25 protein-coding genes are annotated in these 25,979 nt (G+C 68.6%); 6 read left to right on the top strand and 19 right to left on the bottom strand.

All coding sequences use genetic code 11. The annotated features are described in order from the left end of the window. Nucleotides 1-110: 110 nt before the first annotated feature. On the top strand, nucleotides 111-2,372 hold the full coding sequence (secA2, locus tag LXN01_RS04550; protein WP_236863385.1) for an accessory Sec system translocase SecA2: 2,262 nt from the start codon (nucleotides 111-113) through the stop codon (nucleotides 2,370-2,372). Between the two features lie 13 nt (nucleotides 2,373-2,385). Here the strand turns inward: secA2 and LXN01_RS04545 are convergent, their stop codons facing one another. From LXN01_RS04545 to LXN01_RS04525, 5 genes are read right to left on the bottom strand one after another with little or no spacing between them, the layout of a single operon-like run. Next, the gene (locus LXN01_RS04545) at nucleotides 2,386-5,085 is read right to left on the bottom strand and encodes a DEAD/DEAH box helicase (protein ID WP_236863384.1); all 2,700 of its coding nucleotides are present in this window, start codon (nucleotides 5,083-5,085) and stop codon (nucleotides 2,386-2,388) included. Between the two features lie 37 nt (nucleotides 5,086-5,122). After that, complete coding sequence (gene tatC, locus LXN01_RS04540) at nucleotides 5,123-5,890, bottom strand: twin-arginine translocase subunit TatC (RefSeq protein WP_236863383.1); 768 nt, start codon at nucleotides 5,888-5,890, stop codon at nucleotides 5,123-5,125. A gap of 54 nt (nucleotides 5,891-5,944) precedes the next feature. Continuing rightward, entirely contained in the window at nucleotides 5,945-6,232 is a 288-nt protein-coding gene (gene tatA / locus LXN01_RS04535; protein ID WP_236863382.1) for a Sec-independent protein translocase subunit TatA, read from the bottom strand. A 34-nt stretch (nucleotides 6,233-6,266) separates the two neighbouring features. After that, on the bottom strand, nucleotides 6,267-7,226 hold the full coding sequence (locus LXN01_RS04530) for a WYL domain-containing transcriptional regulator (protein WP_236863381.1): 960 nt from the start codon (nucleotides 7,224-7,226) through the stop codon (nucleotides 6,267-6,269). Further along, nucleotides 7,223-8,236 carry a helix-turn-helix transcriptional regulator gene (locus LXN01_RS04525; protein ID WP_236863380.1) on the bottom strand — a complete coding sequence of 338 codons (1,014 nt, stop codon included), beginning with the start codon at nucleotides 8,234-8,236 and terminating at the stop codon, nucleotides 7,223-7,225. The genes LXN01_RS04530 and LXN01_RS04525 overlap by 4 nt, the downstream gene beginning before the upstream one ends. A gap of 41 nt (nucleotides 8,237-8,277) precedes the next feature. Between LXN01_RS04525 and LXN01_RS04520 the strand changes: the two genes are divergently transcribed. Then, entirely contained in the window at nucleotides 8,278-9,438 is a 1,161-nt protein-coding gene (locus LXN01_RS04520) for a DUF3866 family protein (RefSeq protein WP_236863379.1), read from the top strand. Between the two features lie 146 nt (nucleotides 9,439-9,584). Here LXN01_RS04520 and LXN01_RS04515 read toward each other — a convergent pair whose 3' ends face one another. From LXN01_RS04515 to dop, 7 genes are all read right to left on the bottom strand, one after another. Further along, on the bottom strand, nucleotides 9,585-9,959 hold the full coding sequence (locus LXN01_RS04515) for an FKBP-type peptidyl-prolyl cis-trans isomerase (RefSeq protein ID WP_236863378.1): 375 nt from the start codon (nucleotides 9,957-9,959) through the stop codon (nucleotides 9,585-9,587). A gap of 86 nt (nucleotides 9,960-10,045) precedes the next feature. Then, the gene (locus LXN01_RS04510) at nucleotides 10,046-11,002 is read right to left on the bottom strand and encodes an FKBP-type peptidyl-prolyl cis-trans isomerase (RefSeq protein WP_236863377.1); all 957 of its coding nucleotides are present in this window, start codon (nucleotides 11,000-11,002) and stop codon (nucleotides 10,046-10,048) included. A gap of 43 nt (nucleotides 11,003-11,045) precedes the next feature. Further along, nucleotides 11,046-12,518, bottom strand: a complete 1,473-nt coding sequence (pafA, locus tag LXN01_RS04505) for a Pup--protein ligase (protein ID WP_236863376.1) — start codon at nucleotides 12,516-12,518, stop codon at nucleotides 11,046-11,048. Continuing rightward, entirely contained in the window at nucleotides 12,515-13,336 is an 822-nt protein-coding gene (gene prcA / locus LXN01_RS04500) for a proteasome subunit alpha (RefSeq protein ID WP_236863375.1), read from the bottom strand. Before prcA ends, pafA begins: the two co-directional genes overlap by 4 nt. Continuing rightward, the gene (gene prcB / locus LXN01_RS04495; RefSeq protein WP_236863374.1) at nucleotides 13,333-14,136 is read right to left on the bottom strand and encodes a proteasome subunit beta; all 804 of its coding nucleotides are present in this window, start codon (nucleotides 14,134-14,136) and stop codon (nucleotides 13,333-13,335) included. The genes prcA and prcB overlap by 4 nt, the downstream gene beginning before the upstream one ends. Then, a complete protein-coding gene (locus LXN01_RS04490) occupies nucleotides 14,133-14,333 on the bottom strand; it encodes a ubiquitin-like protein Pup (protein ID WP_236863373.1) in 201 nt (66 codons plus the stop codon). Before LXN01_RS04490 ends, prcB begins: the two co-directional genes overlap by 4 nt. 1 nt (nucleotide 14,334) lies before the next feature. Then, nucleotides 14,335-15,885 (bottom strand): depupylase/deamidase Dop, encoded by a 1,551-nt coding sequence (gene dop / locus LXN01_RS04485; RefSeq protein WP_236863372.1) that lies wholly within the window; start codon nucleotides 15,883-15,885, stop codon nucleotides 14,335-14,337. Between the two features lie 64 nt (nucleotides 15,886-15,949). Here dop and LXN01_RS04480 point away from each other — a divergent pair, with 64 nt between their 5' ends. After that, nucleotides 15,950-16,327, top strand: coding sequence for a DUF3054 domain-containing protein (locus LXN01_RS04480; protein WP_236863371.1), 378 nt, complete (start codon nucleotides 15,950-15,952; stop codon nucleotides 16,325-16,327). A 27-nt stretch (nucleotides 16,328-16,354) separates the two neighbouring features. Here the strand turns inward: LXN01_RS04480 and arc are convergent, their stop codons facing one another. From arc to LXN01_RS04465, 3 genes are all read right to left on the bottom strand, one after another. Next, on the bottom strand, nucleotides 16,355-18,022 hold the full coding sequence (gene arc, locus LXN01_RS04475; RefSeq protein ID WP_236863370.1) for a proteasome ATPase: 1,668 nt from the start codon (nucleotides 18,020-18,022) through the stop codon (nucleotides 16,355-16,357). Next, the gene (locus LXN01_RS04470) at nucleotides 18,019-19,065 is read right to left on the bottom strand and encodes a tRNA (adenine-N1)-methyltransferase (protein WP_236863369.1); all 1,047 of its coding nucleotides are present in this window, start codon (nucleotides 19,063-19,065) and stop codon (nucleotides 18,019-18,021) included. Before LXN01_RS04470 ends, arc begins: the two co-directional genes overlap by 4 nt. A gap of 63 nt (nucleotides 19,066-19,128) precedes the next feature. Beyond that, on the bottom strand, nucleotides 19,129-20,292 hold the full coding sequence (locus LXN01_RS04465) for a site-2 protease family protein (RefSeq protein WP_236863368.1): 1,164 nt from the start codon (nucleotides 20,290-20,292) through the stop codon (nucleotides 19,129-19,131). Nucleotides 20,293-20,348: 56 nt separating this feature from the next. On the opposite strand from LXN01_RS04465, the gene LXN01_RS04460 reads away from it, so the two are divergent. Beyond that, nucleotides 20,349-21,173, top strand: coding sequence for a RecB family exonuclease (locus tag LXN01_RS04460; protein ID WP_236863367.1), 825 nt, complete (start codon nucleotides 20,349-20,351; stop codon nucleotides 21,171-21,173). A gap of 18 nt (nucleotides 21,174-21,191) precedes the next feature. Here the strand turns inward: LXN01_RS04460 and LXN01_RS04455 are convergent, their stop codons facing one another. After that, nucleotides 21,192-21,884: an HAD family hydrolase gene (locus tag LXN01_RS04455; protein WP_236863366.1), complete on the bottom strand. Its 693-nt coding sequence runs from the start codon at nucleotides 21,882-21,884 to the stop codon at nucleotides 21,192-21,194. Nucleotides 21,885-21,906: 22 nt separating this feature from the next. Between LXN01_RS04455 and LXN01_RS04450 the strand changes: the two genes are divergently transcribed. Further along, a complete protein-coding gene (locus tag LXN01_RS04450; protein WP_236863365.1) occupies nucleotides 21,907-22,737 on the top strand; it encodes a proteasome assembly chaperone family protein in 831 nt (276 codons plus the stop codon). Between the two features lie 21 nt (nucleotides 22,738-22,758). Here LXN01_RS04450 and mshC read toward each other — a convergent pair whose 3' ends face one another. The 3 genes from mshC to LXN01_RS04435 form a co-directional block, all read right to left on the bottom strand. Next, a complete protein-coding gene (gene mshC, locus LXN01_RS04445; RefSeq protein WP_236863364.1) occupies nucleotides 22,759-23,991 on the bottom strand; it encodes a cysteine--1-D-myo-inosityl 2-amino-2-deoxy-alpha-D-glucopyranoside ligase in 1,233 nt (410 codons plus the stop codon). Between the two features lie 127 nt (nucleotides 23,992-24,118). Next, nucleotides 24,119-24,931 (bottom strand): SCO1664 family protein, encoded by an 813-nt coding sequence (locus tag LXN01_RS04440; protein WP_236863363.1) that lies wholly within the window; start codon nucleotides 24,929-24,931, stop codon nucleotides 24,119-24,121. Continuing rightward, nucleotides 24,931-25,497: a DUF3090 domain-containing protein gene (locus LXN01_RS04435; protein ID WP_236863362.1), complete on the bottom strand. Its 567-nt coding sequence runs from the start codon at nucleotides 25,495-25,497 to the stop codon at nucleotides 24,931-24,933. Before LXN01_RS04435 ends, LXN01_RS04440 begins: the two co-directional genes overlap by 1 nt. Before the next feature lie 110 nt (nucleotides 25,498-25,607). Between LXN01_RS04435 and LXN01_RS04430 the strand changes: the two genes are divergently transcribed. Then, complete coding sequence (locus tag LXN01_RS04430) at nucleotides 25,608-25,976, top strand: hypothetical protein (RefSeq protein WP_236863361.1); 369 nt, start codon at nucleotides 25,608-25,610, stop codon at nucleotides 25,974-25,976. The last annotated feature ends 3 nt before the right edge of the window (nucleotides 25,977-25,979 follow it).

Raw genomic sequence — 25,979 nt, 5'->3', positions numbered from 1 at the left:
GCCCCGACTGACAGGAAGCGTCAGCAGGCGGCAGGCCTGGAGAAGCAACCGGACGGCCGCGGCGCACGTAGACTGTGCGGAGCACACCGAATCTGTGGAGGACTCACGCGATGGGATTTCTTGCCCGACTGCTCAACCGGCCCGGCGCTCAGGCTGAGAAGAAGCTCGGCTGGCTGGAGAAGGCCCGTCCGGAGATCGAGCGGCTCGGCAGGAGCTACGCGGAGCTTCAGGACGAGGAGATCGCGAAGACGGCCGCGGAGATCTTCGAATCGGGCGATCGGCGGGCCCAGCTCACCAAGTACGCTGCGCTCGCCCGTGAAGCGGCCGAGCGCGCTCTCGACGAACGGCCCTATGACACCCAGATCACCGGTCTGCTGGGACTGCTCGACGGCGCCGTCGTGCAGCTGCTCACCGGTGAGGGCAAGACGCTGGTCGGCGCGATGGCCGCGGCCGGGTACGCCCTGCAGGGGCGCCAGGTCCACCTGGTGAGCGTCAACGACTACCTGGCAGTCCGCGATCGCAACTGGATGAAGCCGCTGTTCGATCTGCTGGGTGTGGAGTCGGCATCCGTGTCAGGAGCCGACTCGGAGGAGGCACGGCGGAAGGCCTATCGTGCGGAGATCGTCTACGCCTCGGTCACCGAAGTCGGGTTCGACGTGCTGCGCGACCGGTTCGTGCTCGACGACGCGCACATCCGGGTCGGCTCGCGCGACGTCGTGATCGTCGACGAAGCCGATTCCGTCCTCATCGATGAGGCCCGGGTGCCGCTGGTGCTGGCCGGCTCGACGTCGAAGGAGGATGCGGACTCGGCGATCGCTGCCCTGGTCGAGGAGCTGGTTCCCGGCGAGCACTACGAGGTGAGCCAGGACCGGAAGGCCGTGTCGCTGACCAATGAGGGAATCGATCTGGTCGAGGAGCGGCTCGACGCCGACCTGTTCGGCGATGACTCCGCCACCCTCGCGGCCGTCAGCCTGGCGCTCTACGCGAAGGCACTCGTCCACAGAGACGTCGATTACCTGGTTGTCGACGGCAGGGTCAAGCTGATCTCGGACTCGCGCGGACGCGTCGCGGAACTGCAGCGCTGGCCTGACGGGCTGCAGGCTGCCGTCGAGGTCAAGGAGCGGCTCGCGACGACGGAGAGCGGGGAGATCCTCGACCAGATGACGGTGGAGGAGCTCATCCACGGCTACTCGACGATCTGCGGGATGACCGGAACTGCGCTGGCGGTCGGCGATGACCTGCGCGAGTTCTACGGCCTCGAGATCGTGCCGGTCGACCCGCACCTGGAGGTCATCCGCGTCGACGAGCCGGACCGGCTCTACACCCGGCAGGAGTCGAAGGAGCGGGCCATCGTCGGCGAAGTCGCCGAGCAGCACGCGGCAGGGCGGCCAGTGCTCATCGGCACCCGCTCGGTGGCGGAGAGCGAGAGCCTCGCCGAGCGGCTGCGCACACGCGGCATCGCCTGCGAGGTCCTCAACGCCAAGGACGATTCCGCCGAGGCGCAGATCATCGCCCAGGCCGGCCGCTCGGGCGCGGTGACAGTCTCGACCCAGATGGCCGGGCGGGGCACCGACATCCGACTGGCGGACGACGGTGTCGCAGAAGCCGGCGGCCTGCTGGTGATCGGCGCCGGCCGCTACCAGTCCTCACGCCTCGACGACCAGCTCCGAGGACGCGCGGGCCGCCAGGGAGACCCCGGCACGTCGGTGTTCTTCATCAGCCTCGAGGATGAGCTGCTCAGCCGGGTCCCGGAGATCCAGCGGTTCGTGGAGGAGGGTGACGAGCACGGGTTCATCGCCTCCAAGCGGGCGGCTCAGCTCGTCGAGCATGCCCAGCGGATGGCCGAGGGCGAGAACACGGCAGTGCACCGTGACACCTGGCGCTTCAACGAGCTGATGGCCAAGCAGCGCGAGCTCGTGCTGGCCAGGCGGCGCGAGGTGCGGGACGAGAATGCCGGCGCCGACGAAGTGCGCAGGCGGCTGGGTGATCGCGCCGAGGAGCTCAGCGAAGAGTTCGATGCCGCCACCGTCGACGCCGCCATCACCGAAGTCCTGCTGTTCACGATCGACAGCCGGTGGGTGGACCACCTGGCCTTCCTCAACAGCCTGCGCGAAGGCATCCACCTGCGCACCCTGGCCCGCGAGAAGCCGCATGAGGCGTTCAACGCGGAATCCATCCGCGCATTCTCGACCTTCTGGGACGACGTCGTCGCCGATTCCACCGAAGTCCTCGAAGACGCCGAGTTCACCGAGGACGGGATCGACCTGCCGGCCTACGGGCTCAAGCGGCCGTCGTCCACGTGGACCTATCTGTCGACGGAGACGGTGTTCGGCTCCGATATCGAGACCATCGTCAAGAAGATCGGCCGCTGAGCCGCCGACAGGATCAGTCGGCGACGACCCCGCGGCGGATCGCCTCGGCGGCCCGCCGGACCACGACGGCCGTGGCCGGTGCGCACACGTCGGCGACCTGCCCGAGCAGGTCGAGCGTCTGCTTGGCCCATCTCACGAAGTCGCCGGCGGCGATGTCGGAGCCGGCCAGGGCACGCGACAGCGACTTGCCCTCGGTCCAGCGGAAGATCGGCACCACCAGCCCGAACTCCGGCTCCGGTGTCACCGGCAGGCGCGCGTCGGTCTCAAGTCGGTACAGGTTCTGCCACATCCCCCGCAACTCGACGAGCCCGGCCTCCAGTGATGCCGTCGGCACTCGCGGATCGAAGTAGGAGTCGGTTCGTCGCGCCTGGTACACCAGGCTCGACGCGAAAGCGGCCGCTTCGGGCTCCGACAGCGCATCCCACAGTCCCGCCCGGACGCTGAGCGCGGTGAGCAGGTCCCGCTCGCCGTAGATCCGCCGCAGGATCCGGCTGTCGTCGGGCAGGAACCGCAGCGTCGTGAGGACGTTGCACACGCGGTCGAACACCTCGGCGATCGACGAGGTGCGACCCTCGATCTGCTTGGTCAGCGAGCGATTCTCCTGGATCAGCTTGAACGCGCGATCCGCCCAGCGGGCGTGGTGCTCGCGATCCGGGCAGCTGTGACAGGGATGGTCCCGGATCTGGTCGCGCAGCAGCGCGATCTCCTCCGTCTGCACCTTCGGCCCCTTGGTCGGCGCTGTGGACACGTCGGAGGGATGCGCGATCCGACCGTCCGTCAGCGCGTCCTGCAGCGACGCCAGCAGATTGCGCCGCTCCTTCACCTGCCGGTGGTTGAACTTCTTGGGCATCTTGATCCGGCCGAGGCGGACAGCCGGTTCCGTGACCTCGTGCGGTCGGAGGTGCCAGACCTTGCCCTGCTCCGTCAGGATGGTGGGCAGCCGGGTTTCACCGTCCCGGTTGTGCATGGGGTTGAGCACGACGGACGGGCCGGTGTTGTGCTTGGACGGCAGCACGATGACGTCTCCGTAGCGCAGCGTCCCGAGCGATTCGACGGTGTCGCGCTGCTTGAGCTTGCTGCGCGTGCGTCCGGCCCGCTTCTCCATCTCCGACAGCGTCCGGCGCAGCTGGGCGTACTCGGTGAAATCGCCGCGCTCGCATGCCATCGACGTGCGGTAGCCCGCCAGCGCCTCCTCGTTGCGGCGCACGCGCCGTGCCAGCCCCACCACACCCTTGTCGGCCTGGAACTGCGCGAAGGACGTCTCCAGGACCTTCTCGGCGTCCTCCTTCGTCATGCGCGCCAGGAGGTTGGCCGCCATGTTGTAAGTCGGGGTGAACTGGCTCTGCAGGGCGTAGGTGCGCTTCGAGGCCAGGGAGGCGATGTCGGCGAGCTCGATGCTCGGATGCCACACGACGACCGCATGTCCCTCGACGTCGATGCCGCGGCGGCCGGCCCGTCCCGTCAGCTGGGTGTACTCCCCCGGCGTGATCTGCACGTGGGACTCCCCGTTGAACTTGGTGAGCTTCTCCAGCACCACGGTGCGTGCAGGCATGTTGACGCCCAGCGCCAGCGTCTCCGTGGCGAAGACCGTGCGGAGATAGCCCTCCAGGAACAACTCCTCGACGAGCTCCTTGAACTGCGGGATGAGACCGGCGTGATGGGCCCCGAAGCCGTTGACCAGGCCTGCGGCGAAGGTGTGGTAGCCGAGCACCGACAGGTCCTCGGCACCCAGCTGGTCCTGCAGCTCGTCGAGCCGGGACAGGATGTGCTGCTTCTCCGTCCGGTCGGTGAGGTCGAGACCGGCGGCCAGCACCTGCTCGACGGCGTCATCGCAGGCATTGCGCGAGAAGATGAAGAAGATCGCGGGCAGCAGATCCGCATGGGCGAGCTCACGGATGATCGCCGTCCGGGAGGGGCGCCGGAAGCGCATGTTCACGGTCCGCTTCCGATCGCGTCGGCTGCCCCGCCCCAGGAACGGTCGCACCGCATGCTCGAGGTCGCGGTTGAGCTGCCCGGTCTCCTTGCCGCCGGGCTGGAACAGCGGGTGCAGGTCCGTGCCGACCGCCACGTGGTTGTACAGCGGCACCGGTCGGTGCTCCGAGACGATGACCTCGGTGTGGCCGCGGACCTCGCGCAGCCAGGCGCCGAACTCCTCGGCGTTCGACACCGTCGCCGACAGGCTGACAAGGGACACGTGGGCCGGCAGGTGGATGATCACCTCCTCCCACACGGGGCCGCGGAACTTGTCCCCCAGATAGTGGACTTCGTCGAGCACCACGTACCCCAGGCTCCGCAGATCGGTGCCGGAGTAGATCATGTTGCGCAGCACCTCGGTGGTCATCACCACGATCTGCGCGTCCCGGTTGATCGAGATGTCGCCGGTGAGCAGACCGACTCGGGATTCGCCGTACTCGCCGCACAGCTCGGCGTACTTCTGATTGCTCAGCGCTTTGATGGGGGCGGTGTAGAAGACTCGGACGTTCTGCTCGCTGCCGAGCATCACCGCGAACTGGGCGACGACGGTCTTGCCCGCACCGGTGGGAGCTGCGACCAGCACCGACCTGCCGTCCTGCAGCGCCGCGCACGCCTCTTCCTGGAACGGATCGAGCTCGTACTCGAGGCTGGTGCGGAAGCGTCCGAGCGGGGTGTCGGACTCCGCTGCCCGGGCCCTGTATGCGGCATAGGCCTGTGCCGGTGAGAGGCGGTCGTCCATAGGACGACTCTACCGCGTCACTCGCTCGGCTCGCGTCTCAGTCGTCGACCTCGGCGGGGTCGACCCACGTGCCCTCGGCGATCATCTTCCGCTTCCGCCGCCGGTCCCCCAGCCAGCACAGGACCCACGCCAGCACGAACAGCAGCAGCATGGGGATGACGAGGAAGAACATCGAGATCCCGTCAGGCGTAGGAGTGGCGATCGCGGCGAAGGCGAAGACGATGACAACGATCCAGCGCCACGACCTGCGGATGGTGTCGGCCGAGAGGATGCCGATCAGGTTGAGTCCGACCATGAGGACGGGGAGCACGAATGCGAGTCCGAAGACGACGACGATGAGCATGACGAAGCTCAGGTAGTCCTGCGCGGGAATGATGTTCGTCGCGCCCTCCGGAGTGAACGCGGTGAGGGTGCGCACCGCGTTCGGGAGCGCGTACGACGCCAGGAAGGCCCCCGCGAGGAACAGCGGGATCGCCGCCGCCAGGAAGCCCACGCTGTAGCGCTTCTCGTTCTTCGTCAGGCCCGGGACCACGAATGCCCAGAGCTGATACAGCCATACGGGCGAGCTGATGAAGAACCCGATGAACAGCGAGACCTTGACCTTCATGTCGAACGGCGAGGCGACGCCTGCGAAGTTCACCTCGGCAACGCGGCCCTCCTGTGCGGCGACGTCCATGATCGGCGCCTGCAGCAGCATGAGGACGGGGTCGTAGAGGAACCATCCGCCGATCGCAGCGAGCGCCAGCGCGATGATGCAGATGATGAGTCGGTTGCGGAGCTCGATGAGGTGCGCAGCCAGCGGCATGCGCTTCTCGGGGTTGGACTTGCGACTCCGCCGACGCTGAGGACCGGCCACCGCTTACTGTTGACGGTGCTTCTCGTCGGTCTGATCCCGCACGGGCGCCTCGGCGTGCGGGGCTTCCGACGGGGCCTGCGCGGTGGGTGCCTGCGCAGTGGACTGGGAGGCGTCGGTGATCTCGTGCGAGGCGGTGGTGTTGGAATCGTCGTTGCGCAGGTCCTTGACCTCGGACTTGAAGATCTTCATCGACTTGCCGAGGTTCTTGGCGATCATCGGGAGTTTGGGCGCGCCGAAGACGAGCAGGATGACGATGATGAGAATGATGATGTGGATCGGCTCGGGGCGCATTCGATCTCCTTCGCTGTTACGACGTCAGCTCATTCTAGTCCCTCGCTGAGGGAGAATCATCTTCCGAGGCCGGCCCGAGAGCCGCAGTCACCTCGCGCAGCGCGTCCCGCGCCAGGTCCGGCGGAGCGACGTCGAGGATGTGCCTGCCGTGCTGCAGGAGCAGCCGCGTGAGCCAGGTCTGCGAGAACACCTGCAGAGTCATCATGACGGTTCCCGGCCCGTGCGTGTCGTGGTCCACCTCGAGCGGGTCCAGCTCATCGGCGATCCAGGCTGCCGGCGGCGCCACCACGAGGCGCACGGTCCGCGCTTCTGCCGCCTGCCTCTCCTGCCCGCCCGCCGGTGCAGGTTCGGGTGCCGGCGGCGCCTCGGCCGGGGCGAGGGTGCGGATGTTCGCGACGGCGAAGGACCGCTCCCCGTTCGACGTGTGACACCAGGCGTCCATGTACCACTGGCCGGCCAGGCGCAGGGCGCGCGGCGTCACGGTCCGCTCGGTCAGCTCGTCGCGGGCCGGCACGTAGTATTCGAGCGCCAGCCCGCTGCCCTCGGCGGCAGCGGCGCGGATCGTCGCGGCGACGTCCTCGTCGAGCGGCGGCAGCTCCACCTGCACAGTGGAGTCGGCGTCGTCCAGGCCTGTCGCCGCCCGCACCTTGCGCCGCACCGCGTCGACCGTCGCGCTGCGCTCGGGATCGAGCGAGGACAGGTAGTCGAGGGCGATGAGCAGGCTCGTGGCCTCATCGCGGGTGAGCCGGACGGGCACTGAGACCTCGTCGGCGTTGCCGACATAGATGCGTCCGTCCTCCCAGCTGGCCTCGATGAGGTCATCGGGCATCCGGCCAGGTCTGCCGGTGACGAAGAGCAGCTGCAGGTCGTCGATGAGCACATCCGGCGACACATCGAACAGCGCGGCCGTGTGCTCGAGCTCCGCGCCGGGATTCTCCAGCAGGTAGGGCACCAGGCCGAGGAGTCGGGAGAGCCGGTCAGCCGCGTTCCTCATCGGCCCACCGCCTTTCCGTCGAGCACCTGCGCGAGCGCGTCCCGCGTCCGGCGCAGCATCTCCTCGTGGGCCGCGACGAGCTCCGGTGGTGCTGCGGGCCGCACGGCCGCCCCGTAGCCGAGCAGGCTCGCGGCGAGCTCCTCGGGGTCCTCGCAGCTGATCTCGAGCACGTCCCAGCCGTCCTCGGCACCGACCGGCGTGCCGATGCGCCGCACCGGGTCGGCACGGCCGGGGCGGACCCGCACCCGGGCGGTGTGCGCCGGTCCGGACGCTCGGTCCGGTCGGAACCAGTCGCTCACGCGGAAGTCGTCCGGGATCTCGTAGTCGCCGTCCTTGCGGCGTCGGACGGGACTGATCCGTCCCTCGACGCGCGCCAGTCGGAAGGTCCGGATGTCGTCCTTGTCGATGTCCCGGCCGATGAGGTAGACGCGGTCGCCGCGGGTCAGCAGGGTGTACGGCTCCAGCCGCCGGTGCGACACCGGTCCCCCGGGCTTGCGGTAGTCGAATTCCACTGCCCGGCGGGCGTTGACCGCCGACAGCGCGACGGAGAACGACTCGGTGTCGAACGGTGCCTCGGGAGCGCCGTCCTCGGCGCTCGCGTGCAGGTCGATGCCGAGTCCCCGCAGCTTGTTGAGCGCCCGGCCGGTGTGAATCCCGAGCGCCGAATCCTGCCAGAACCGGCTCGCCACCGACAGCACCGCGGCTTCTTCCGGGGTGAGGTCGATCTCCGGCAGCGCGTAGTCGTCCTGCGTGATCCGGTAGCCGTAGCCGTTGGCGCCGGTATGGGCGTCCTTCCACGATGTGGTGCTGATCTCGATGCCCATGGTCCGCAGCAGGGACTTGTCACGGGAGAACGCTCGATCGAATGCGGAATCGCTCAGGCCCGCGTACTCGTCGATGCAGGACTTCAGCGTGTCGCGGTCGGTCCAGCCGGCGGTGGCGCGCAGCGCGATGAGCAGATTGAGGATGCGCTCGGTCTGCTCCCGGACCTTCTTCTCCGCGTCGTTCACGCCCTCCACGCTACTACGTTCCCAGCCGGTACGGTGGGCACATGATCCATTGGCGACACGCACGTGTGCGGGCGGTGCAGAGGGAATGGCCGGGAGTCCGTGAACTCCTCGTGGACCTGACCGAGCCGCTGCCCGGTGGCCCCGGGCCGCTGCCTGACGGCTCCGGGCCCCGCCAGGTGCGGGCAGTCGCCTACACGGAGCTCGTCGGAGTGCCCGAGCCCGGCGACGCGGTGCTGCTCAACGTGTCGGCGCTCGCACGAGGACTGGGCACCGGCGGCTTCGCTCTCGTGGTCGCTCTGCCCGAGGCGCTGCCCGCGGACCCGCAGCAGGGACCCGGCCATCTGGTCAAGGACCGGTACTCTCCGCTCCAGACGATGGTGCTCGGCGTCGACGATCAGGAATCCGAGCATTACGCGGTGCTGTCGGAGGCGCACGACCTCGACTCCCTGCCGGTGATCGTGGCTGACCTGCACTCGGCGCTGCCGGCGGCGATCGCCGGGATCCGGGCTGCCGATCCGGATCTGCGCATCGCCTACCTCATGACGGACGGTGCCGCGCTGCCCCTGCCGTTCTCGCAGACGGTCGCCGGCCTGCAGGCCGCCGGCTGGCTCGGCCCGACGATCTCGGTGGGGCAGGCCTGGGGCGGTGACTTCGAGGCGGTGACCGTGCACTCGGCACTGCTGGCCGCCCGCGTCGTCTGCCGCGCCGACATCGCCATCGTCTCCCAGGGGCCCGGCAATCTGGGGACGGGCACTCCATACGGCTTCTCCGGCATGGTGGTCGGCGATCACCTGCGGGCGGCGGCGATGCTCGGCGGGCTGCCGATCGCGCTCGCGCGGATGTCGAATGCGGATGCCCGCGGACGCCACTTCGGCATTTCCCATCACACCCGTACCGCCGTCGGCCGAGGCGCCGCCCCCGGTTGCATCATCCCGCTGCCGGACCTGTCGACGCTGAGCGAGGAGGAGGTCGCGCGCTGCGATCCCGATCCGCGCACCGTCGCCGAGGCGGTGGGCGCCCAGACCGCCGAGCTCGCCGCTCATGACATCCGGCACATCGGGCTGGAGGGACTGTTCCCGGCGCTCGAGTCCGCCCCTGTCCGCCTGTCGACCATGGGTCGGGGGCTCTACGCCGACGCGGCGGCTTTCCTCGCCGCTGCGGCCGCCGGTCGCTGCGCCGCTCAGGCGGTCCGGCGGGTCTGAGAAGCGCCGCGCAGTTCGCCGCGCAGTGCTGGAAGCTCGGCGACCGGTGAAGGCACCACGCACCGTGGGCGGTGTCCCGGACCGGTTGGTCCAGGACACCGCCCACGCGGATTCAGCCGGTGCTCAGCGCGCCGCTTCGACGTCGGTCAGCGCACGCCTTCGAGATCGCACACGAAGATCAGGCTCTCACCCGGCGCGATCACTCCCCCGGCTCCGCGGTCGCCGTATGCGAGGTGCGCGGGGATGCGGAGGGTGCGGCGACCGCCGACGCGCATGCCCTGGACTCCCTGGTCCCAGCCGGCGATCACCATGCCGACCCCGAGCTTGAACTCGAGGGGGGTGCCGCGATTGTAGGAGGAGTCGAATTCCTCGCCGGTCGAATGGGCGACCCCGACATAGTGGACGGCGACGGTGTCGCCGGCCTTCGCCTCGGGACCGGTGCCCACTTCGTTGTCGATGATCTCGAGCTCGGTCGGCGGCTGCTCGCCGGGGAAGTCGATCTCGGGCTTGGACTTTGCCATGGTGTGGTCCTTCGGTAGACGGTGATTTCGAGTGCTGCTGCTCCGGGCCGGCGCGGCCGGGAGCCCGGGGTCCGACCTGCGGGTCCTCAGCCGACGGCGGAGAGGATGTCGATGACGAACACGAGCGTGGCGTTGCCGGGAATGGACGGCGGGGAGCCGGCCTCGCCGTATCCCTTCTCCGGCGGGATGACGACGATGAGCTGCGAGCCCACGGGCTGGTCGATCAGCGCCTCGTTCCATCCTTCGATGACAGGTGCGGTGCCCACACCCTCGACGGCGAAGGGCTCGCCGCGGTCCCAGCTGGAGTCGAAGGGCTCGGACGCGTCGTCCCACAGCCAGCCGGTGTAGTGGACGTTGACCTTCTGGCCCTCCTCGACCTCCGGGCCCTCGCCCTCGATGGTGGGCGAGACGACGAGCTCGGTCGGTGCCTCGCCCTCCGGCTGCGAGATGCTCGGCTTGCCGGTGTCGTCACGGGTGACCTCCGGGAGGCCCTCCTGGGGCTCGACCTCGGTGCCCTCGGCGCGCTCGAGCGGCTCCGGGATGTTCTCGGCTCCGATGACGTCCACCACGTAGACGAGCGTCTGGGATGGCTGTCCGGCCTGCGGGCTGCCGTTGAGGCTCAGCAGCACGCGCGAGCCGACCGGCACATCGAGGATCGAGTCGTACAGAGCCTGGTTGATCTGCGTGGTGTCCATGGGGAACCCCGAGGGCGACTCGGCGTCGTAGCTGGATTCCAGGACTTCACCGCTGGTGCCGGACACCATGGTCATGTGCGCGGTCACCTGCTGGCCGTCCTCCACAGCCGCGCCGTCGCCTTCGGAGAGCACCTTGTGCGCGGACTCGGCGATGACGAGCGGCGCTTCGAAGCTCACCTCGGGCTTGGCCTCGAGCTCACCTTCCACGGTGACCTCGTCGAGGGAGGTCGTCTTGGCGTCCTCGGTCGTGACCGCGCCCGTCTCCGCGGGCGGTTCGGGCTCGGAGCCGCCACACCCGGTCAGGGCGAGCACAGCGATCGTCAGTGCGCTGAGCAGGGATCTACGCAAAAGGCGTCCTCTCGGTAAAAGCAAACGTTGCGATCGTAGCGAATCAAGCTGAGTAGGGGCTCGGCGGCCGGTCCAAGCCGGCGATGAGCGCCTCGGCCTGCTCGTTCTCCGATGCGAACGGGTCCCTGAGGACCACTGCACGCTGCATCTGGTCGTTGAGCCGCAGGTGCACCCAGTCGACGGTGAAATCGCGGCCGGCCTCGTGGGCCGCGGCGACGAACCGTCCGCGGATCGCGGCGCGGGTGGTCGCGGGCGGATTCTCGACCGCGGAGCTGACCTCCTCCGGCGTGCACACCCGCCGGGCCAGGCCCGCGGCCTGGAGCTTGGGGAACATACCGGTCTCCGGAGTCAGGTCATGGAAGGCGAAGTCGAGGCGGGCGATGCGCGGGTCGGCCAATCCGGCCTCGGAGCGCTGCAGGTACCGGTCGACGAGCTTCTTCTTGATGACCCAGTCGATCTCTGTGTCGACGGCGGAGAGATCACCGCTCTCCACGGCCTGCAGCATCCGGGTCCACAGGTCGATGACGCGGGCGGCGGAGTCGTCGTCGCCGAGGCAGTGATCACCGGCGTCGACCACCCGGGCGGCATGCTCCAGGTAGATCCCGAGGAGTTCGATCACGGTCAGCGACCGGCCCGAGGCGAGCGTGAGCCGGTGCTGTCCCGTCAGATCGCGGGCCACCGCCCGGATGTCGCGGATCGGGTTCTGCAGGCTCAGGTCCTCGATCGGGACTCCGGTCTCGATGAGGTCGAGCACGAGGGCGGCCGACCCCACCTTGAGCTCCGTCGTGGTCTGGGCCATCGAGGAGTCGCCCACGATGACGTGCAGCCGGCGGTACTTCTCCGCATCCGCGTGCGGTTCGTCGCGCGCATTGATGATCGGCCGGGACCGGGTGGTCGCCGAGGACACGCCTTCCCACATCACATCCGATCGGGACGACAGCCCGTAGACGAGGCCTCCGGGCCGCGGCGGCGCGGTGGTCTGTGCTCCGTGCGGGATGGCGCGGTTCGATTCGGCGGGGCGCAGGTCGGCAGCGATCCCCTGCGGGATGATCGCCCCCGCGCCGACCAGCAGCTGGCGGGTGACGAGGAAGGGCAGCAGCACCGAGGTCAGGTGCGTGAAGTCCATCGTGCGGCGGACGAGGAAGTTCTCGTGCGCGCCGTAGGAGTTGCCGGCGGAATCCGTATTGTTCTTGACCAGATGGGCACGTCCGTCCAAGCCGTCCGCCTCGAGCGCCTGCTGAGCACGCGCCAGCAGATCCGTCATGAGCACGTCGCCCGCGGCGTCCTGCGCGATGAGGTCCGGAAGCGCATCGCACTCAGCGGTGGCGTATTCGGGGTGGGAGCCGACGTCCAGGTAGAGGCGTGCTCCGTTGGGCAGGAACACGTTCGACGATCGTCCCCAGTCGACCACGGGCCGGAAGAGGAAGCGGGCGATCTCCTCCGGTCCCAGCCTGCGCTGCTCGCCCTGGGTGAAGGCGATCCCGTACTCGGTCTCGATGCCGAAGATCCGCTTCATGAATCAGCGCCGGCCGAGTCTGCTCTGCCGTCCGCAGGCCCCGGCTTCCCCGGCTTCCCCGGCTGCTCGACAGGACCACCTGGCTGCCCGCCGCCCTCGGCGGGCTGCTGCCGGTCGCCGTCGCCGGGCTGGGCGGTCGTGAGGAGTTCGGCCATCGCCGGGTCGCTGAGCCGGCGGAAGGTGCGGTGGCTGCCGGTGGTCCGGTCGAGCGCTGCGGCTTCGAGGTTCGCCACCGGCAGCAGTGGACCGCCGGTCGGCGACAGCGCCCGCACACCGATCGCGAACGCCTCGGCCAGCGGCTTGTCCGCGGTGGAGACAGCGGCCAGCTGCTGGGAGATCGCCTCCGCCTGCCCTCCGATGGCGACGTGATCGTTCTCGTCCGCGACGGAGCCGTCGTAGGAGAGTCGGTAGAGGCGGTCGTCGGCCGCGACCCGGCCGAGCTCGGCGACGACGATCTCGACCTCGAAGGGCTTCGACTCCGTCGTGAACACCGCGGCGAGCGTCTGCGCGTACGCGTTGGTGAGTCCCCGCGCGGTCACGTCCGCCCGGTCATAGGAGTAGCCGCGCAGGTCGGCGTACCGGACTCCCGCCTGCCGCAGCGTTTCGAACTCGTTGTACTTGCCGACGGCGGCGAATCCGATCCGGTCGTAGATCTCGGCGATCTTGTGCAGCGTCGAGGAGGGGTTCTCTGCCAGCAGGATGATGCCGTCCTGGTAGCGCAGCACGAGCACGGACCGACCCCGTGCGATCCCCTTCCGGGCGAACTCCGCCCGGTCCTTCATCAGCTGCTCGGGAGAGACATAGAACGGGGTGCTCATGATCGGTCTCCTTCGGCACGTGCCGCGACGACGGCGGAGGCGATGTCGAGCACCTCGGATTCGGGCACTCTGCGCACGCCCGAGGCGTCGGCAAGGTGCACGACGGGGGCGATCGAACGCATGAAGTCGGGACCGCCGGTGGCGGAGTCGTCGTCGGCCGCGTCGATGAGCGCCTCGATCGCCACTCGGACCGCGGCGCCGTCCTCCAGCTGCGGGTGCCACAGCTTCTTGAGGGAGCCGCGGGCGAACCCGGAGCCGGATCCGATGGAGTGGAAGTTCACCTCTTCGTACTTGCCCCCGGTGACGTCGAAGCTGAAGAGGCGACCCGCCTCGCTGCCGGGCTCCACACCGGCGAACAGCGGGACCACCGCCAGCCCCTGCATCGCCAGTCCCAGATTGGCCCGAAGCATGGCCGCCAGTCGGTTGGCCTTGCCGTCGAGGGACAGCGGCGTGCCCTCGATCTTCTCGTAGTGCTCGAGCTCGAGCTGGAAGAGGCGGATGAGCTCGAGGGCGAGACCGGCCGCCCCGGCGATCCCGATCACCGACCTGGAGTCCGCTGCATGCACCTTCTCGATGGTGTGGCTGGCGATGACGTTGCCCATGGTGGCCCGCCGGTCACCGGCCATCAGGACCCCGTGGCCCGTCTTGAAGGACACGATCGTCGTGCCCTCCGGCGCCTGCGGCACTTGGGCGATCCCAGCGGTCGGCCGCGGGAGGACTTCCGGAGCCGCCTGCTGGGCGAAGGTGAGGAAGGAGTTCGTCGTCGAGCTCAGGTAGTGGGAATCGAAGCCGGCGGTCACTGTCCGCCCTTCTGGACGAAGTTGCGGACGAACTCCTCCGCGTTCGATTCGAGCACGGTGTCGATGTCGTCGAGGATCGAGTCCACGGCTTCCGTGTTCACCTGCTGCTGCGCCTGACCCGCGACGGGCGGGTCGACCGGGTCGACCGGGTCGGCGCCGTCCTTGCGATTGCTGCGGATCTGCTCCTGGCCGCTCATCTCAAACCTCGCTGTCGTCTCGGTGTGCTGTCTGATCAAGTCTAGTGACCCCGAGCGCCGCAAGCAGGTCTGTCACCGTCTCCGAGCTCTCGACGACATCTCCGACGAGCGCGCGGGTGCCCTTGAGGGGGTACTTCATCGGCACCCGGATGAGCGACTCCTCGCCGGTCGCCAGGATCAGTGAGTCCCAGCTGGCCGCCACGAGGTCCTCGGTGAACTTCGCGACCACGGAGCCGCGCAGCCAGGCGCGAGTGTCCTCCGGGGGCGAGGTCACCGCCGCCTCAACCTCCTCCGGGCTGGTGAGCCGTCGGATCCGGCCGGCCTGCTCAAGCTTGTGGAACAGGCCGCGACCGGGCCGCACGTCGTGGTACTGGACGTCGATGAGGGCCAGCTTCGGATGATCCCAGGCCAGGTCCTCCCGGCGCCGATACTGCTCCAGCAGCGCCCACTTCGCGATCCAGTCGATGGAGTCGGCGAGCTCGAAGGGGTCGCGGGCAAGGGCGTCAAGGAACTCCTGCCACAGGCGGAGGACTTCGGCCGTGTCCGCATCCGGCGCCGGCCCGGCGGCACTGCGGCAGGCGTCGAGGTAGCGCTGCTGGATCTCGATGGCGGTGGCCGAGGTGCCGTCGGCAAGCGGGAGCTGCGCGCTGAGCGAGAGATCGTGGGACACCGTCCACAGTGCCTGGAGCGGATCGGCGAGGGCGATCTCGGGCGGGTGCCCGGCCTCGATCAGGCCCAGCACCAGCGAGGTCGACCCGAAGCGGACCAGGGTGGCCGGTTCTGCGAGCGTGGCGTCACCGAGGATGACGTGGAGTCGACGGTAGAGGCTCGGATCGGCATGCGGCTCATCCCGGGTGTTGACGATCGGGCGGCGCAGCGTGGTCTCCAGGCCCACCTCGGCCTCGAAGAAGTCCGCGCGCGAGGAGATCTGATAGCCCGGCGTCTCCCCGTGGACGCCGATGCCGACCCGACCGGCGCCGCACAGGATCTGGCGGGTGACGAAGAACGGCGTGATGCCGGCGACGATGTCGTCGAAGTCGATCGCGCGGTCGACCAGGTAGTTCTCGTGGGCGCCGTAGGAGGAGCCCTTGGAATCGGTGTTGTTCTTGTACAGGTTGACCGGCTCCGAGGTGCCCGCCAGCGCCTCGACCGAGCGCAGGGCGACGATGTCCCCGGCGCGGTCCCAGCGGACCACGTCGCGGGGGGTCAGCGTCTCCGGGGAGGAGTACTCGGGGTGGGCGTGGTCGACGTAGAGCCGAGCCCCGTTCTCCAGCACCACGTTCGCCAGGTACTGGGCCTCGGGCTGGGTCTGCGGCAGGTGTGTGAGCTGCGAGAAGTGCGCGTCCGCGGTGCTCATGAGGAAGCCGCGGGCGTCGGCGAGGGGTGTCTCCGTCTCGAAGTCCCAGAAATCCTGGCTCGACTTCAGACCGCGCGGTCCAGCGTAGGCGTCGACGACGCGCGCGGAGTCGCGCATCGGGTTGGCGTAGGGATTGCCCGGCTGGGAGATCCCGAACTCCGTCTCGGCTCCCATGATCCTCTTGACGCTGAGCATCGTGTCCTCTCGACTTGCCGCTGACTGCGGACGAACTCCAGCCGCCCACGACTACACTCTAGGCGTGGCTGCCAAGAAATCCTCTCATCTGCTCACCGCACTGCTGGTCGATCTGGTGCTGGTGGTGCTGTTCTCGATCGTCGGCTACTACACCCACGCGCAGAACTTCGACCCGAACGGCATCATCGACACCGCGTTGCCGTTCCTCATCGGTCTGCTGGTCGCGTGGCTGCTCAACAGCGTGTGGACGGCGCCGCTCGCGCCGCTGCGGACAGGAGTCGGCGTCTGGGCGACCACTGTGCTCCTCGGATTGGTGATCCGGGCGCTGCTCGGCGACGGCACGGCCGGGCCCTTCATCGTGGTCGCCGCCTCGCTGAACTTCCTGACGCTGGTGGGCTGGCGGACGATCGCCGCAGCGGTCGCCGGGCGCACCGGGAAGTGAGACCGCGCGGCGCCGGCAGGAGTCGACTCAGAGCAGCTCCGGATCGGCCTCGATGGTCCGCACCGGGTTCCCGGCCCTGCCGGCCTGCTGCGCCTCGACACGGGCGTCGTGCTGCACCATCCGCAGGTGCGTCACCCGCTCCCCCTTCTTGCCGCTGATGCGCGCCCACTCGTCCGGGTTCGTGGTGTTCGGGAGATCCTCGTGCTCGGAGAACTCCTCGCGGATCGCCCGCTCCAGGTGAGCCCAGCTGATCCCGCGCTCGCCGTCGGCCAGCAGCGACTTGATCGCGTGCTTCTTGGCCCGGTCGATGATGTTGCTGATCATCGCGCCGGAGGCGAAGTCGGAGAAGTAGAGCATCTCCTTCTCCCCGGTCGCGTAGGTGACCTCGACGAAGCGGTTCTCCGGGGACTCCGAGTACATCCGGGACGCACTGTCGACGATGAGCTGCTCCACTGCCCGGGTGCGCGATCCGGCCGCCGCCTCCAGCACGGAGTCGTGCAGCGGCAGGTCGACGGTCAGGTACTTGGAGAAGATGTCCTTGGCGGCGGTGAGGTCGGGGCGCTCGACCCGGATCTTGACGTCCAGGCGTCCCGGCCGCAGGATCGCCGGGTCGATGAGGTCCTCCCGGTTGGAGGCGCCGATGACGATGACGTTGTCAAGACGCTCCACCCCGTCGATCTCGGACAGCAGCTGCGGCACGATCGTCGTCTCCACATCGGAGGACTTGCCCGTGCCGCGGGTGCGGAACAGTGCTTCCATCTCGTCGAAGAAGACCACGACCGGTGACCCCGCAGTCGCCTTCTCGCGCGCTCGGGAGAAGATCAGCCGCAGCTGGCGCTCGGTCTCGCCGACATACTTGTCGAGCAGCTCAGGGCCTTTGATGTTGAGGAAATAGGAGCGGGTGCTTGCCCCGCCGCGACGCTGCGCGAGCGAATTCGCCACGGCCTTGGCGATGAGCGTCTTCCCGCACCCGGGTGGGCCGTACAGCAGGATGCCCTTGGGCGGCGTGAGCCCGTGCTCCGCGTACAGCTCAGGGTGCTCGAACGGCATCTCCACGGCGTCCTGGATCATGTCGATCTGGTCCTCGAGTCCGCCGATGTCGCTGTAGGTGATGTCGGGCACTTCCTCCAGCAGCAGCGAGGTGGCCTCCGGCTTCTCGATGACTTCGAGCGCGAAGTGGGTGCGGGAGTCGACCAGCACCGCGTCGCCGGGCCTGACGCCGGACTCCAGCAGCGGTCCCGACAGGCTGTACACCTGCTCGTCATCCCCGGGAGCGCCGATCAGCACTCGATCGCCGGGCAGCACGTCACGGATCACGACGACGCTGCCGAACGAGGTGAAGCCGGCGGACTCCAGAGCCACGAGTCCCTCGGACAGCCGCACGTCCTCGCCGGGCACCAGAGTCTCGACGGGCATCTCCGGGGACACCGCGACCCGCATCCGGCGGCCGGCGACGAAGACGTCGAGCTGGTGCGTCCCGTCGGGGTTCGCGATCACGTCGATGACTGTGCCGTAGGAGTTCGGCGGCTCGGAGAGGCGCTCCGCCTCCGCCCTGATGCGCGTGAGCTCATCGCGCGCGGTGCGCAGAGTCGCGCTCAGGGCCTCGTTGCGCTTGCCCGCATTGAACAGCTGCTGGCGGAGCTGAGCGGCGTCCTTCCGCAGTGCGGTGAGCTCATCGGCCCGGGATTCGGTCATTGCTCCTCCTCAGTGGTCCGGGTGTGGTTCTCGTCTGCCGCGGCCTGCTCGACGCGACTGCGCCTGCCTGCCTCGCGCGCCACGCGCCGCAGCTTCTTGCCGGTGGCCTCGCGAACGCCGATCGCCTCGTTGGTGATCTCGCCGCCCTCCCAGGCTTCCCGGTCGACGGCGCTCGGCTCGCTGCCCTGGGGACGGCGGTGGAGCTCCAGCGGGGTCGTGTCATCGGACAGCCGACGGGCGAACAGCAGGAAGCCGGTGTGGGCGATCATCCGATGGTCCGGCCGCACGGCCAGGCCATCGAGGTGCCATTCTCGGACCATGGCCTCCATCGGCCTCGGCTCGGTGTATGCGGCGGATTCCCTGATCGCCTCCGCCATCCGCGACAACTGCGGAACCGTGGCGACGTAGCAGGTCAGCACGCCACCGGGCGCCAGCGCCCGGGTCACCGCCGGCAGGCACTCCCACGGCGTGAGCATATCGAGCACCACGCGGTCGACCTCGCCGGGGCCGTACGCCTCGGGAAGCGCCTCCGAGAGATCGCCGATCGTAAGCTGCCAGGCCGGGTGCGCTCCACCGAAGAAGTCCTCGATGTTGCCGGCTGCGATCCGGGCGAACTCCTCCCGTCGCTCGAAGGAGTGGACCGTCCCCTTCTCCCCCACCGCCCGCAGCAGGGAGAGGGTGAGCGCGCCCGACCCGACACCCGCCTCGACGACGGTGGCGCCGGGGAAGATGTCGCCGAAGGTGACAATGAGCGCGGCGTCCTTCGGATACACCACCGCGGCACCGCGCGGCATCGACATCACGAAGTCCTCGAGCAGCGGGCGCATCACCTGGTACGGCACTCCGCCGGTGGTGTGCACGACGGTGCCCTCGCTCGCGCCGATCAGGGCGCTGTGGGCCAGGTAGCCCTTGTGGGTGTGGAACTCCCGCCCCGGCTCCAGGACGATCGTGTGGAGCCGGCCCTTGGGATCGGTCAGCTGGACCTTCTCGCCGATCCGCAGGGGCCCCCGGTGGTCGGCGGCGCCAGAGGTGTTCGTCTTCATCGTCTCCACTCTAGTCGGCGAGTCGTCTGCTGGTCGGCCCGACCTGGGCCGAAGGAGCGGAGATCAGCTCGCCAGGAGCTCGTCGAAGAACTCCTGCAGGTCGATGATGCCGGTCAGCGTGCTGCCGCTGAGCACGAGGCAGAACTGTGCCTTGGGACGATGGGTGAGCGATTCGAGCAGATGCGGAGCGGTGATGTCCTCGGGCACGCCGATCCACGCCCCCAATGGCCGAGCGAAGTCCCTGACCTGGGAGGTGCCGGCGGCTCCGAGGTGCACCTGCGACGCGGCGTGGCGGTCGAGCAGCCCGTAGGGCAGGCCCTCCCGGTCCAGCACCACGACGAGCGTCTGCCCCTGAGACACCGAATCCGCGTAGTCCAGTGTCGGACCCACCTCGGCATCCCAGGTGGCGGCGATGGCCGGCTGGATCACTCGGGAGAGGTCGTAGGTCTCCATCCGACGGGCACGCTTGGCGTGGGTGGCGGCCTCGCCGGCGGACAGCCACAGCATGAACGCGATCGCCGACATCCACAGCACGGTCACGAGCTCCGGCCTGCCGCCGGCGAGGAGCGGGACCACGACCGACCACACGATGAAGCCGACCGCGATCAGGCGTCCCACCCAGCTGGCGACGATGGTGGCGAGGTACTGGCTGGCGGTCAGGCGCCATACCAGCGCCTGCAGGGCCCAGCCGCCGTCGAGCGGAATGCCGGGGAGCAGGTTGATGACGCCCAGCGCCCCGTTGGCGACCGTCATGGCGAGCAGGATCAGCCAGGTGACCGACCACGGCTCTGCGAACTGCAGCACCGCCCAGCCGATGGCTGCGAGCACCAGGTTGACGATCGGCCCGACGACCGAGATGACGAAGCTGGTCATGGCCGAGCGCTTCGAGTCCTCGTCGATCCGCGGCTCGAAGCGGGTCAGGCCGCCCCAGATGTTGAGCTCGATCGCTGCCACCTTCTGCCCGGTCAGCCGGCCGGCCACCGCGTGGGCCAGCTCGTGGAGGAACACCGAGGCGAACAGCAGCACCGCATAGGCGAACGCGACGAGCCAGGCGCCCCAGCCCAGATCGGGGCGGACCCGGGACAGCCAGGGCGCGAACAGGGCGGTGATGACGATGGCGGCAAGGAACCACGACCATGCCAGCATCACCGGCGCACCGAGGACGGTGCCGAGCACCAGTCCTCTGGAGGCGCCTGTGCGACGGCGCGAGGAAGTGGTTTCAGACATGGGTTCAATCCTAACCGCGCCGAAGGCGTGTCCGTGCCCCCGGCTAGAGTGTCGCCATGGCCGAACTCACAGCCCTGTCACCCTCCCGTGCCAACGACTTCCTGCAGTGCCCGCTCAAGTTCCGGTTCCGGTCGGTGGACCGGCTGCCGGAGCCTCCTTCACCGGCGGCGTTCAAGGGCACCCTGGTCCATGCCGTGCTCGAGCAGCTGTTCGATGCGGAATCGGAGCGCCGCACCTACGAGACCGCGCTCGCCCTGCTCCCCGGCTGCTACGAGCAGCTCACCTCCGCCACCCCGGAGCTCGCGGAGATGTACCCCGACGAGCAGGCAGTGCGGACCCTGCTGGGCGAAGCCGCCGCGCTGCTGCGCGCCTACTTCGGCTTGGAACTGCCGGATCGGTTGGAGCCCGCGGAGCGTGAGTCGTTCGTCACCGTCACCCTCGACTCGGGTCTCGAGCTGCGCGGATTCATCGATCGCGTGGACGTCGCCCCCGGCGGTCAGGTCCGACTCGTGGACTACAAGACGGGCAAGCAGCCCCGACCGCAGTACGGTCGGGAGGCGGACTTCCAGATGCGGTTCTACGCGTTGCTGCGGTATCGACGCGACGGCGTGCTCGTCCACACTCTGCAGCTGATGTACCTGGGAAGCGGCTCCATCAAGAGCTACCGGCCCACACTTGCCGACATCGAGCGCACGGAGGCCGAGGTGCGCGGGATCTGGGACGAGATCACCAGCTGTGCGCGCACCGGCAATTGGCGTCCTCAGAAGTCGAAGCTGTGCGATTGGTGCTCCTTCAAGGAGCTGTGTCCGGCGTGGGGCAACCAGGCCCCAGCTGCCCCGGAGATCACCCGGATCGCTGGGACGGAGGTCGCTCCCGCCTGACCGGGCGGGCGGCAGCGCTCAGCCGCCCGTGGTGGGCTCGGCGATCTGCCGGGAGGCCCGGATGCTCGCGGCGAGCTCGTCGAGGTCTGCCGGGGAGATGCCGGCCAGCGTGGGCAGCAGCGTGCGATGCGGCGTCTCCTGCAGCGGCACCAGATGAGGAATCCCGATCGCCAGCGTGCCGGCGGCCTCGGCGCTCGCCAGGCCCGGCACGGAGTCCTCCAGGGCGATGCAGTCCCCCGGCTCGAGGCCCACCGCCTCGGCCCCGATGCGATAGGGCGCAGGGTCGGGTTTGCCGGCCGGCACCTCGTCGCCGGTGACGAGCGAGCGGAAGCTGCCTGCCGGGCAGGCATCGACCACCGCCTCGGCGAGCCGGCGATACGACATGGTCACCAGCGCGCAGGGAATGCCGGCCTCGCCGAGCGCTGCGAGCAGCTCGCGGGCACCGGGGCGGAACGGGACGCGACGGCGAACACGGGCGACGACGCCGTCGAGGAGGGTGTCGACGATGTCCGCATCCTTCATCCGCAGACCGTGGTCGATGAGGATGCGGGCCGAGGTGAGGAGGTCGTTGCCGACCATGAGGAGCCCCTTCTCCTCGTCCCAGTCGAGACCGTGGGAGTGCATGAGTTCGATCTCTGCGCTCATCCAGTACGGTTCGGTGTCGACGAGGGTGCCGTCCATGTCCCACAGGACTGCTGAGTAGTTCTCCATGCCGCCAGCGTAATCTGGATGTATGAATTTCCTGCCCAGTGCGAACGGGCGACTCGTCGTCATCGCCTTCGAAGGATGGAACGACGCCGGCGAAGCCGCTGTCGACTCCGCCCGCCACCTCATCGCCCAGTGGGGACTGCGTCCAACCGCCACCCTCGTGGGAGACGAGTTCTACGACATGACCTTCATCCGGCCGACGATCCGCCGGACCGAGTCCGGACCGGAGATCGACTGGCCGCGCTGCACGAAGCACTCCGGCACCGTGACCGGCACCGCCATTCGAGTGGAGGTGCTGATCGGCATGGAGCCGTCCTACCGCTGGCAGGACTACATGGCGATGCTGATGGAGCACATCGGCGATGAGGATCACGTCGTGCTGCTCGGCGCGCTCTTGGCCGATGTCGCCCACACCCGGCCGCTGCCGGTGTCCACGACCGCAGACAGCGCCGAGCTGGCTGAACGATTCGACGTGGAGCCCGCAGAATACGAGGGACCCACCGGCATCATCGGGGCCCTGGCGACGGCACTGTTCGACCGGGGCGTGGCCGTGGTATCGCAGTGGGTCGCGGTGCCGGTCTATGCCGCGTCGAGTCCTTCGCCGAAGGCAGTGCTCGCACTGCTCGGAGCGTTCGAGGACCTCACCGGACTCGTGGTGCCGCAGCACGAGCTCGTCGAGGATGCGCGAGCGTGGGAGCTCGGGACCGATGCCCTCGTCGAATCCGACGAGGACCTCGCGGAGCACGTGGAGCGGATCGAGGGCATGACCGACGCCGCCGAGCTGCCCGAGGCATCCGGAGACGCCATCGCGCGAGAGTTCGAACGGTACCTCAACCGCAGGCGCTGGGAGAGCTGATCGCAGCGCCGGCGGCGGCGGTCAGAGCCGGACGCCCAGCAGCGCGTCCACGGCAGCGACGATCTCGTCGGTCTCTGCGCCCGCGGTCTCGCTGAGTGCGGCGCTGGCCCAATCGTCGATGACCCCCAGCGCAGCAGGGGTGTCGAGATCATCCGAGAGTTCCTGACGCAGATTCGCGACCACGACCTCGGCCCCGAGCGAGGACCCGAGTTTCGCCGCCGCCCGCCACAGCTCCAGGCGCTGTTCCGCCTCGGCCAGATCGGATTCGTGGAAGCTCCAGTCACTGCGGTAGTGGTGCGACAGCAGGACCAGCCGGATGACCATCGGGTCGACGCCGTCCTCGAGCAGCTTGGAGACGAACACCAGGTTGCCCCGGGACTTGCTCATCTTCTCCCCGTCCAGGCCGACCATTCCGGTGTGCATGTACGCGCGGGCGAAGGGCTCGCCGGTGAGCGCGGTGGCGTGCGCTGCGCACATCTCATGGTGGGGGAACACCAGGTCGCTGCCCCCGCCCTGCACCGTCAGCGGCAGACCTGCATAGCGCTGCGCGATTGCGGTGCACTCGATGTGCCATCCCGGCCGGCCGCGTCCCAGGCGGCCGCCGTCCCAGCTCGGCTCTCCTTCCCGCTCCGCGCGCCACAGAAGCGCATCGAGCGGGTTCTCCTTGCCCGGAGTATCAGGATCTCCCCCGCGTTCGCCGAACACCTCGGTCATCGCCTTGCGGTCGAAATGGGACACGGAGCCGAACGGCGGCGTGATGGCACTGTCGACCCGGTAGTAGACATCACCGGTCTCGAGTGTGTAGGCGAAGCCCTTGTCCTGCAGTCCCTGGACGGCTTCGACGATGAGGTCCATCGACTCGACCGCTCCGATGTAGGAGTCCGGCGGGATGACGCGCAGCGCCTCCATATCCTGGAAGAACAGCGCGATCTGAGAGCAGGCGAGCTCCTGCCAGTCCACTCCTGTGGCGGCTGCCCGCTCGAGCAGCGGATCGTCGATGTCGGTGGTGTTCTGGACGTAGTTGACGCTGATTCCCGCGTCCCGCCACACTCGGATCAGGGTGTCGAATGTCACGTAGGTCGCTGCGTGCCCGAGGTGGGTCGCATCGTACGGGGTGATGCCGCAGACGTACAGGCGGACGTCCTGCCGCTTGCGCGGAACGGCAACGGGACCACGGGCTGAGGAGCAGAACACCACGGGATTCTGTCCTGCCGTGGGCAGCTGGGGAATCTCGGGTGCAGACCAAGTTTTCACCAGACAACCATAAGCATGGAACGGGAAGCGATCAAAGAAGCGCCTCGGCGCATGCCCGCAGGCGCGGCCGACTGCCCGCGGCGCACCTGAATAGGGGCTGCGGCAACTGCGGCGGAGACCGCGGCGGCTAGAGCGGAGGCCACGGGATGGGAGTGCGGCTCAGCGGCAGACCCGGCAGGGATCCGGACCGCAGCACCGCTTCGGCGCGGTCGAACAGCGCAGTGGATTCGCGATCGGAGATCACGGCCCCGAGTTCGGCGGCAACCGCGGTTCTGTCGTCGAGCAGCTTCTGCAGCACGACCGTCTCCGACTCGAGCAGCGCCGAGCCGGCGAATCCCCACAGCACCGTGCGCAGCTTCGGAGCGGCATGGAAGGTCAGGCCGTTGTCGATGCCGAACAGCGTCGGCGGACGCCCGTCGAACAGGTAGTGCCCGAAGAGGATGTGCGAGGCCTTCCGGTCGGCGTTGTTGGTCACGACGTCGAAGAACGCCTGTCGGCGCAGTCGCTCGTCGAGCGCATGCGCGAACACCACTTCTTCGTCGGAGCCGGTGACGGCGTTGAAGATCGCAGACCAGTTCGCGGGCACCGCGGCGGGTGCGAACAGCTGGAGGAGAGGCTCGGCGTCGTCAGCACTCTCCACGTAGGCCTGCAGCGAACCCGGTCCGCTGGGAAGGCCTGCCCGCATCACGGTGGGTGGCACGATGTCGAGGCCCAGACGTCTGCTCAACAGGTACGACGCCACCTCCCGCCCGCCGAGGGAGCGGTGGGCGAAATCGCGCAGGGGTCGCTCACCCGCCAGTGGCTTGTAGACTGCTCGGACGGTGACCCCGTCCTGATCGACGGTGACGAGGCGAGTGTCGTTCGATGCCTCAGGGATGCGGCCGAGCTCGACGACGACGCCGTGCTGCAGGAGCCGGCAGACATCCTGCTCGTTGAGCATCAGCGCGGGATCCCGTTGGCTCGGGGGCACATGTGGCCGCCCGAATCGAGGGGCAGCGAGCAGAACGGGCAGTCCTCGCGACCGGCATTGACGACCTGATCGGCGCGCCGGGCGAACTCGCGTGCCTGCGCCGCGGTGAGGATGACCCGGAGGCGGTCACGCGATTCCGAATCGTCCTCGGGATCGGCGCTGGTACCCGACTCCGCGTCCCGCTGGGTGAGCTCGAAGCACTCGACGAGCATATGCTCCGCAACGGTGTCCCAGCCGAGACTCATGGTGCCGACCCGGAACTCCGCTTCGATCGGCATGCTCAGGCCGGCATTGTCGACATGCGACTCCAGGGGCGCCAGGGGAATCGACTGCGGGTTCGTCGACTTGGATCGAACCATGTCCAGCAGCTCGTTCATGCGCTCGCCCAGGAGTTCGACCTGTTCCTTCTCCAAAGTCACCGTGGTGATCCTGGAGTCGGTGCGAGCCTGCAGGAAGAACGTGCGCTCCCCGGGCAGACCGACGGTGCCGACGACGAAGCGATCGGGGTTCGGATGATCGAAGACCTGCGCTGCCATATCCCCACACTATTCCACTTCCGACCCGGGAGAACATCGGTATGCGTCGTTCGAGGTCATCCCGAGGGGGAGGGTTTCAGGGGGTCATCCGGTGGGCTACATTTGGACGTATGAGTCTTGATCCTCAGGTGGCACTCGAAGAGTTCCTCTCCGCTGTCCGCGAGCACTACGCCGCTGCTGCGCATCGCACTTCCGACACCGATCCCCGAGTGGAAGCCAGCTACATGGCTCTGGCCGACGCGTTCGAGATCTATGAGGACGCGCTCTACACCGCTTTCGACGAGGTCACCCCGTTCGAGCTCTTCGACGATGTCGAGGACGCCAAGGACAACGAGGATGACGACTTCGATGAGTTCGAGGACGACGACGAGTTCGAGGTCCTGGTCTCGGACGACGACGATTCCGACGATGACGACGACGATGAATCGGACGACGACGATGACTCCGACGACTCGGACGAGGACGACCGCGACCGCTGAGCC

The organism is Brevibacterium daeguense (genome assembly GCF_021729135.1).
GTDB lineage: Bacteria > Actinomycetota > Actinomycetes > Actinomycetales > Brevibacteriaceae > Brevibacterium > Brevibacterium daeguense.
The sequence above is the reverse complement of the archived record's forward strand: the minus strand, read 5'-3'. Positions and strand labels throughout refer to the sequence as shown.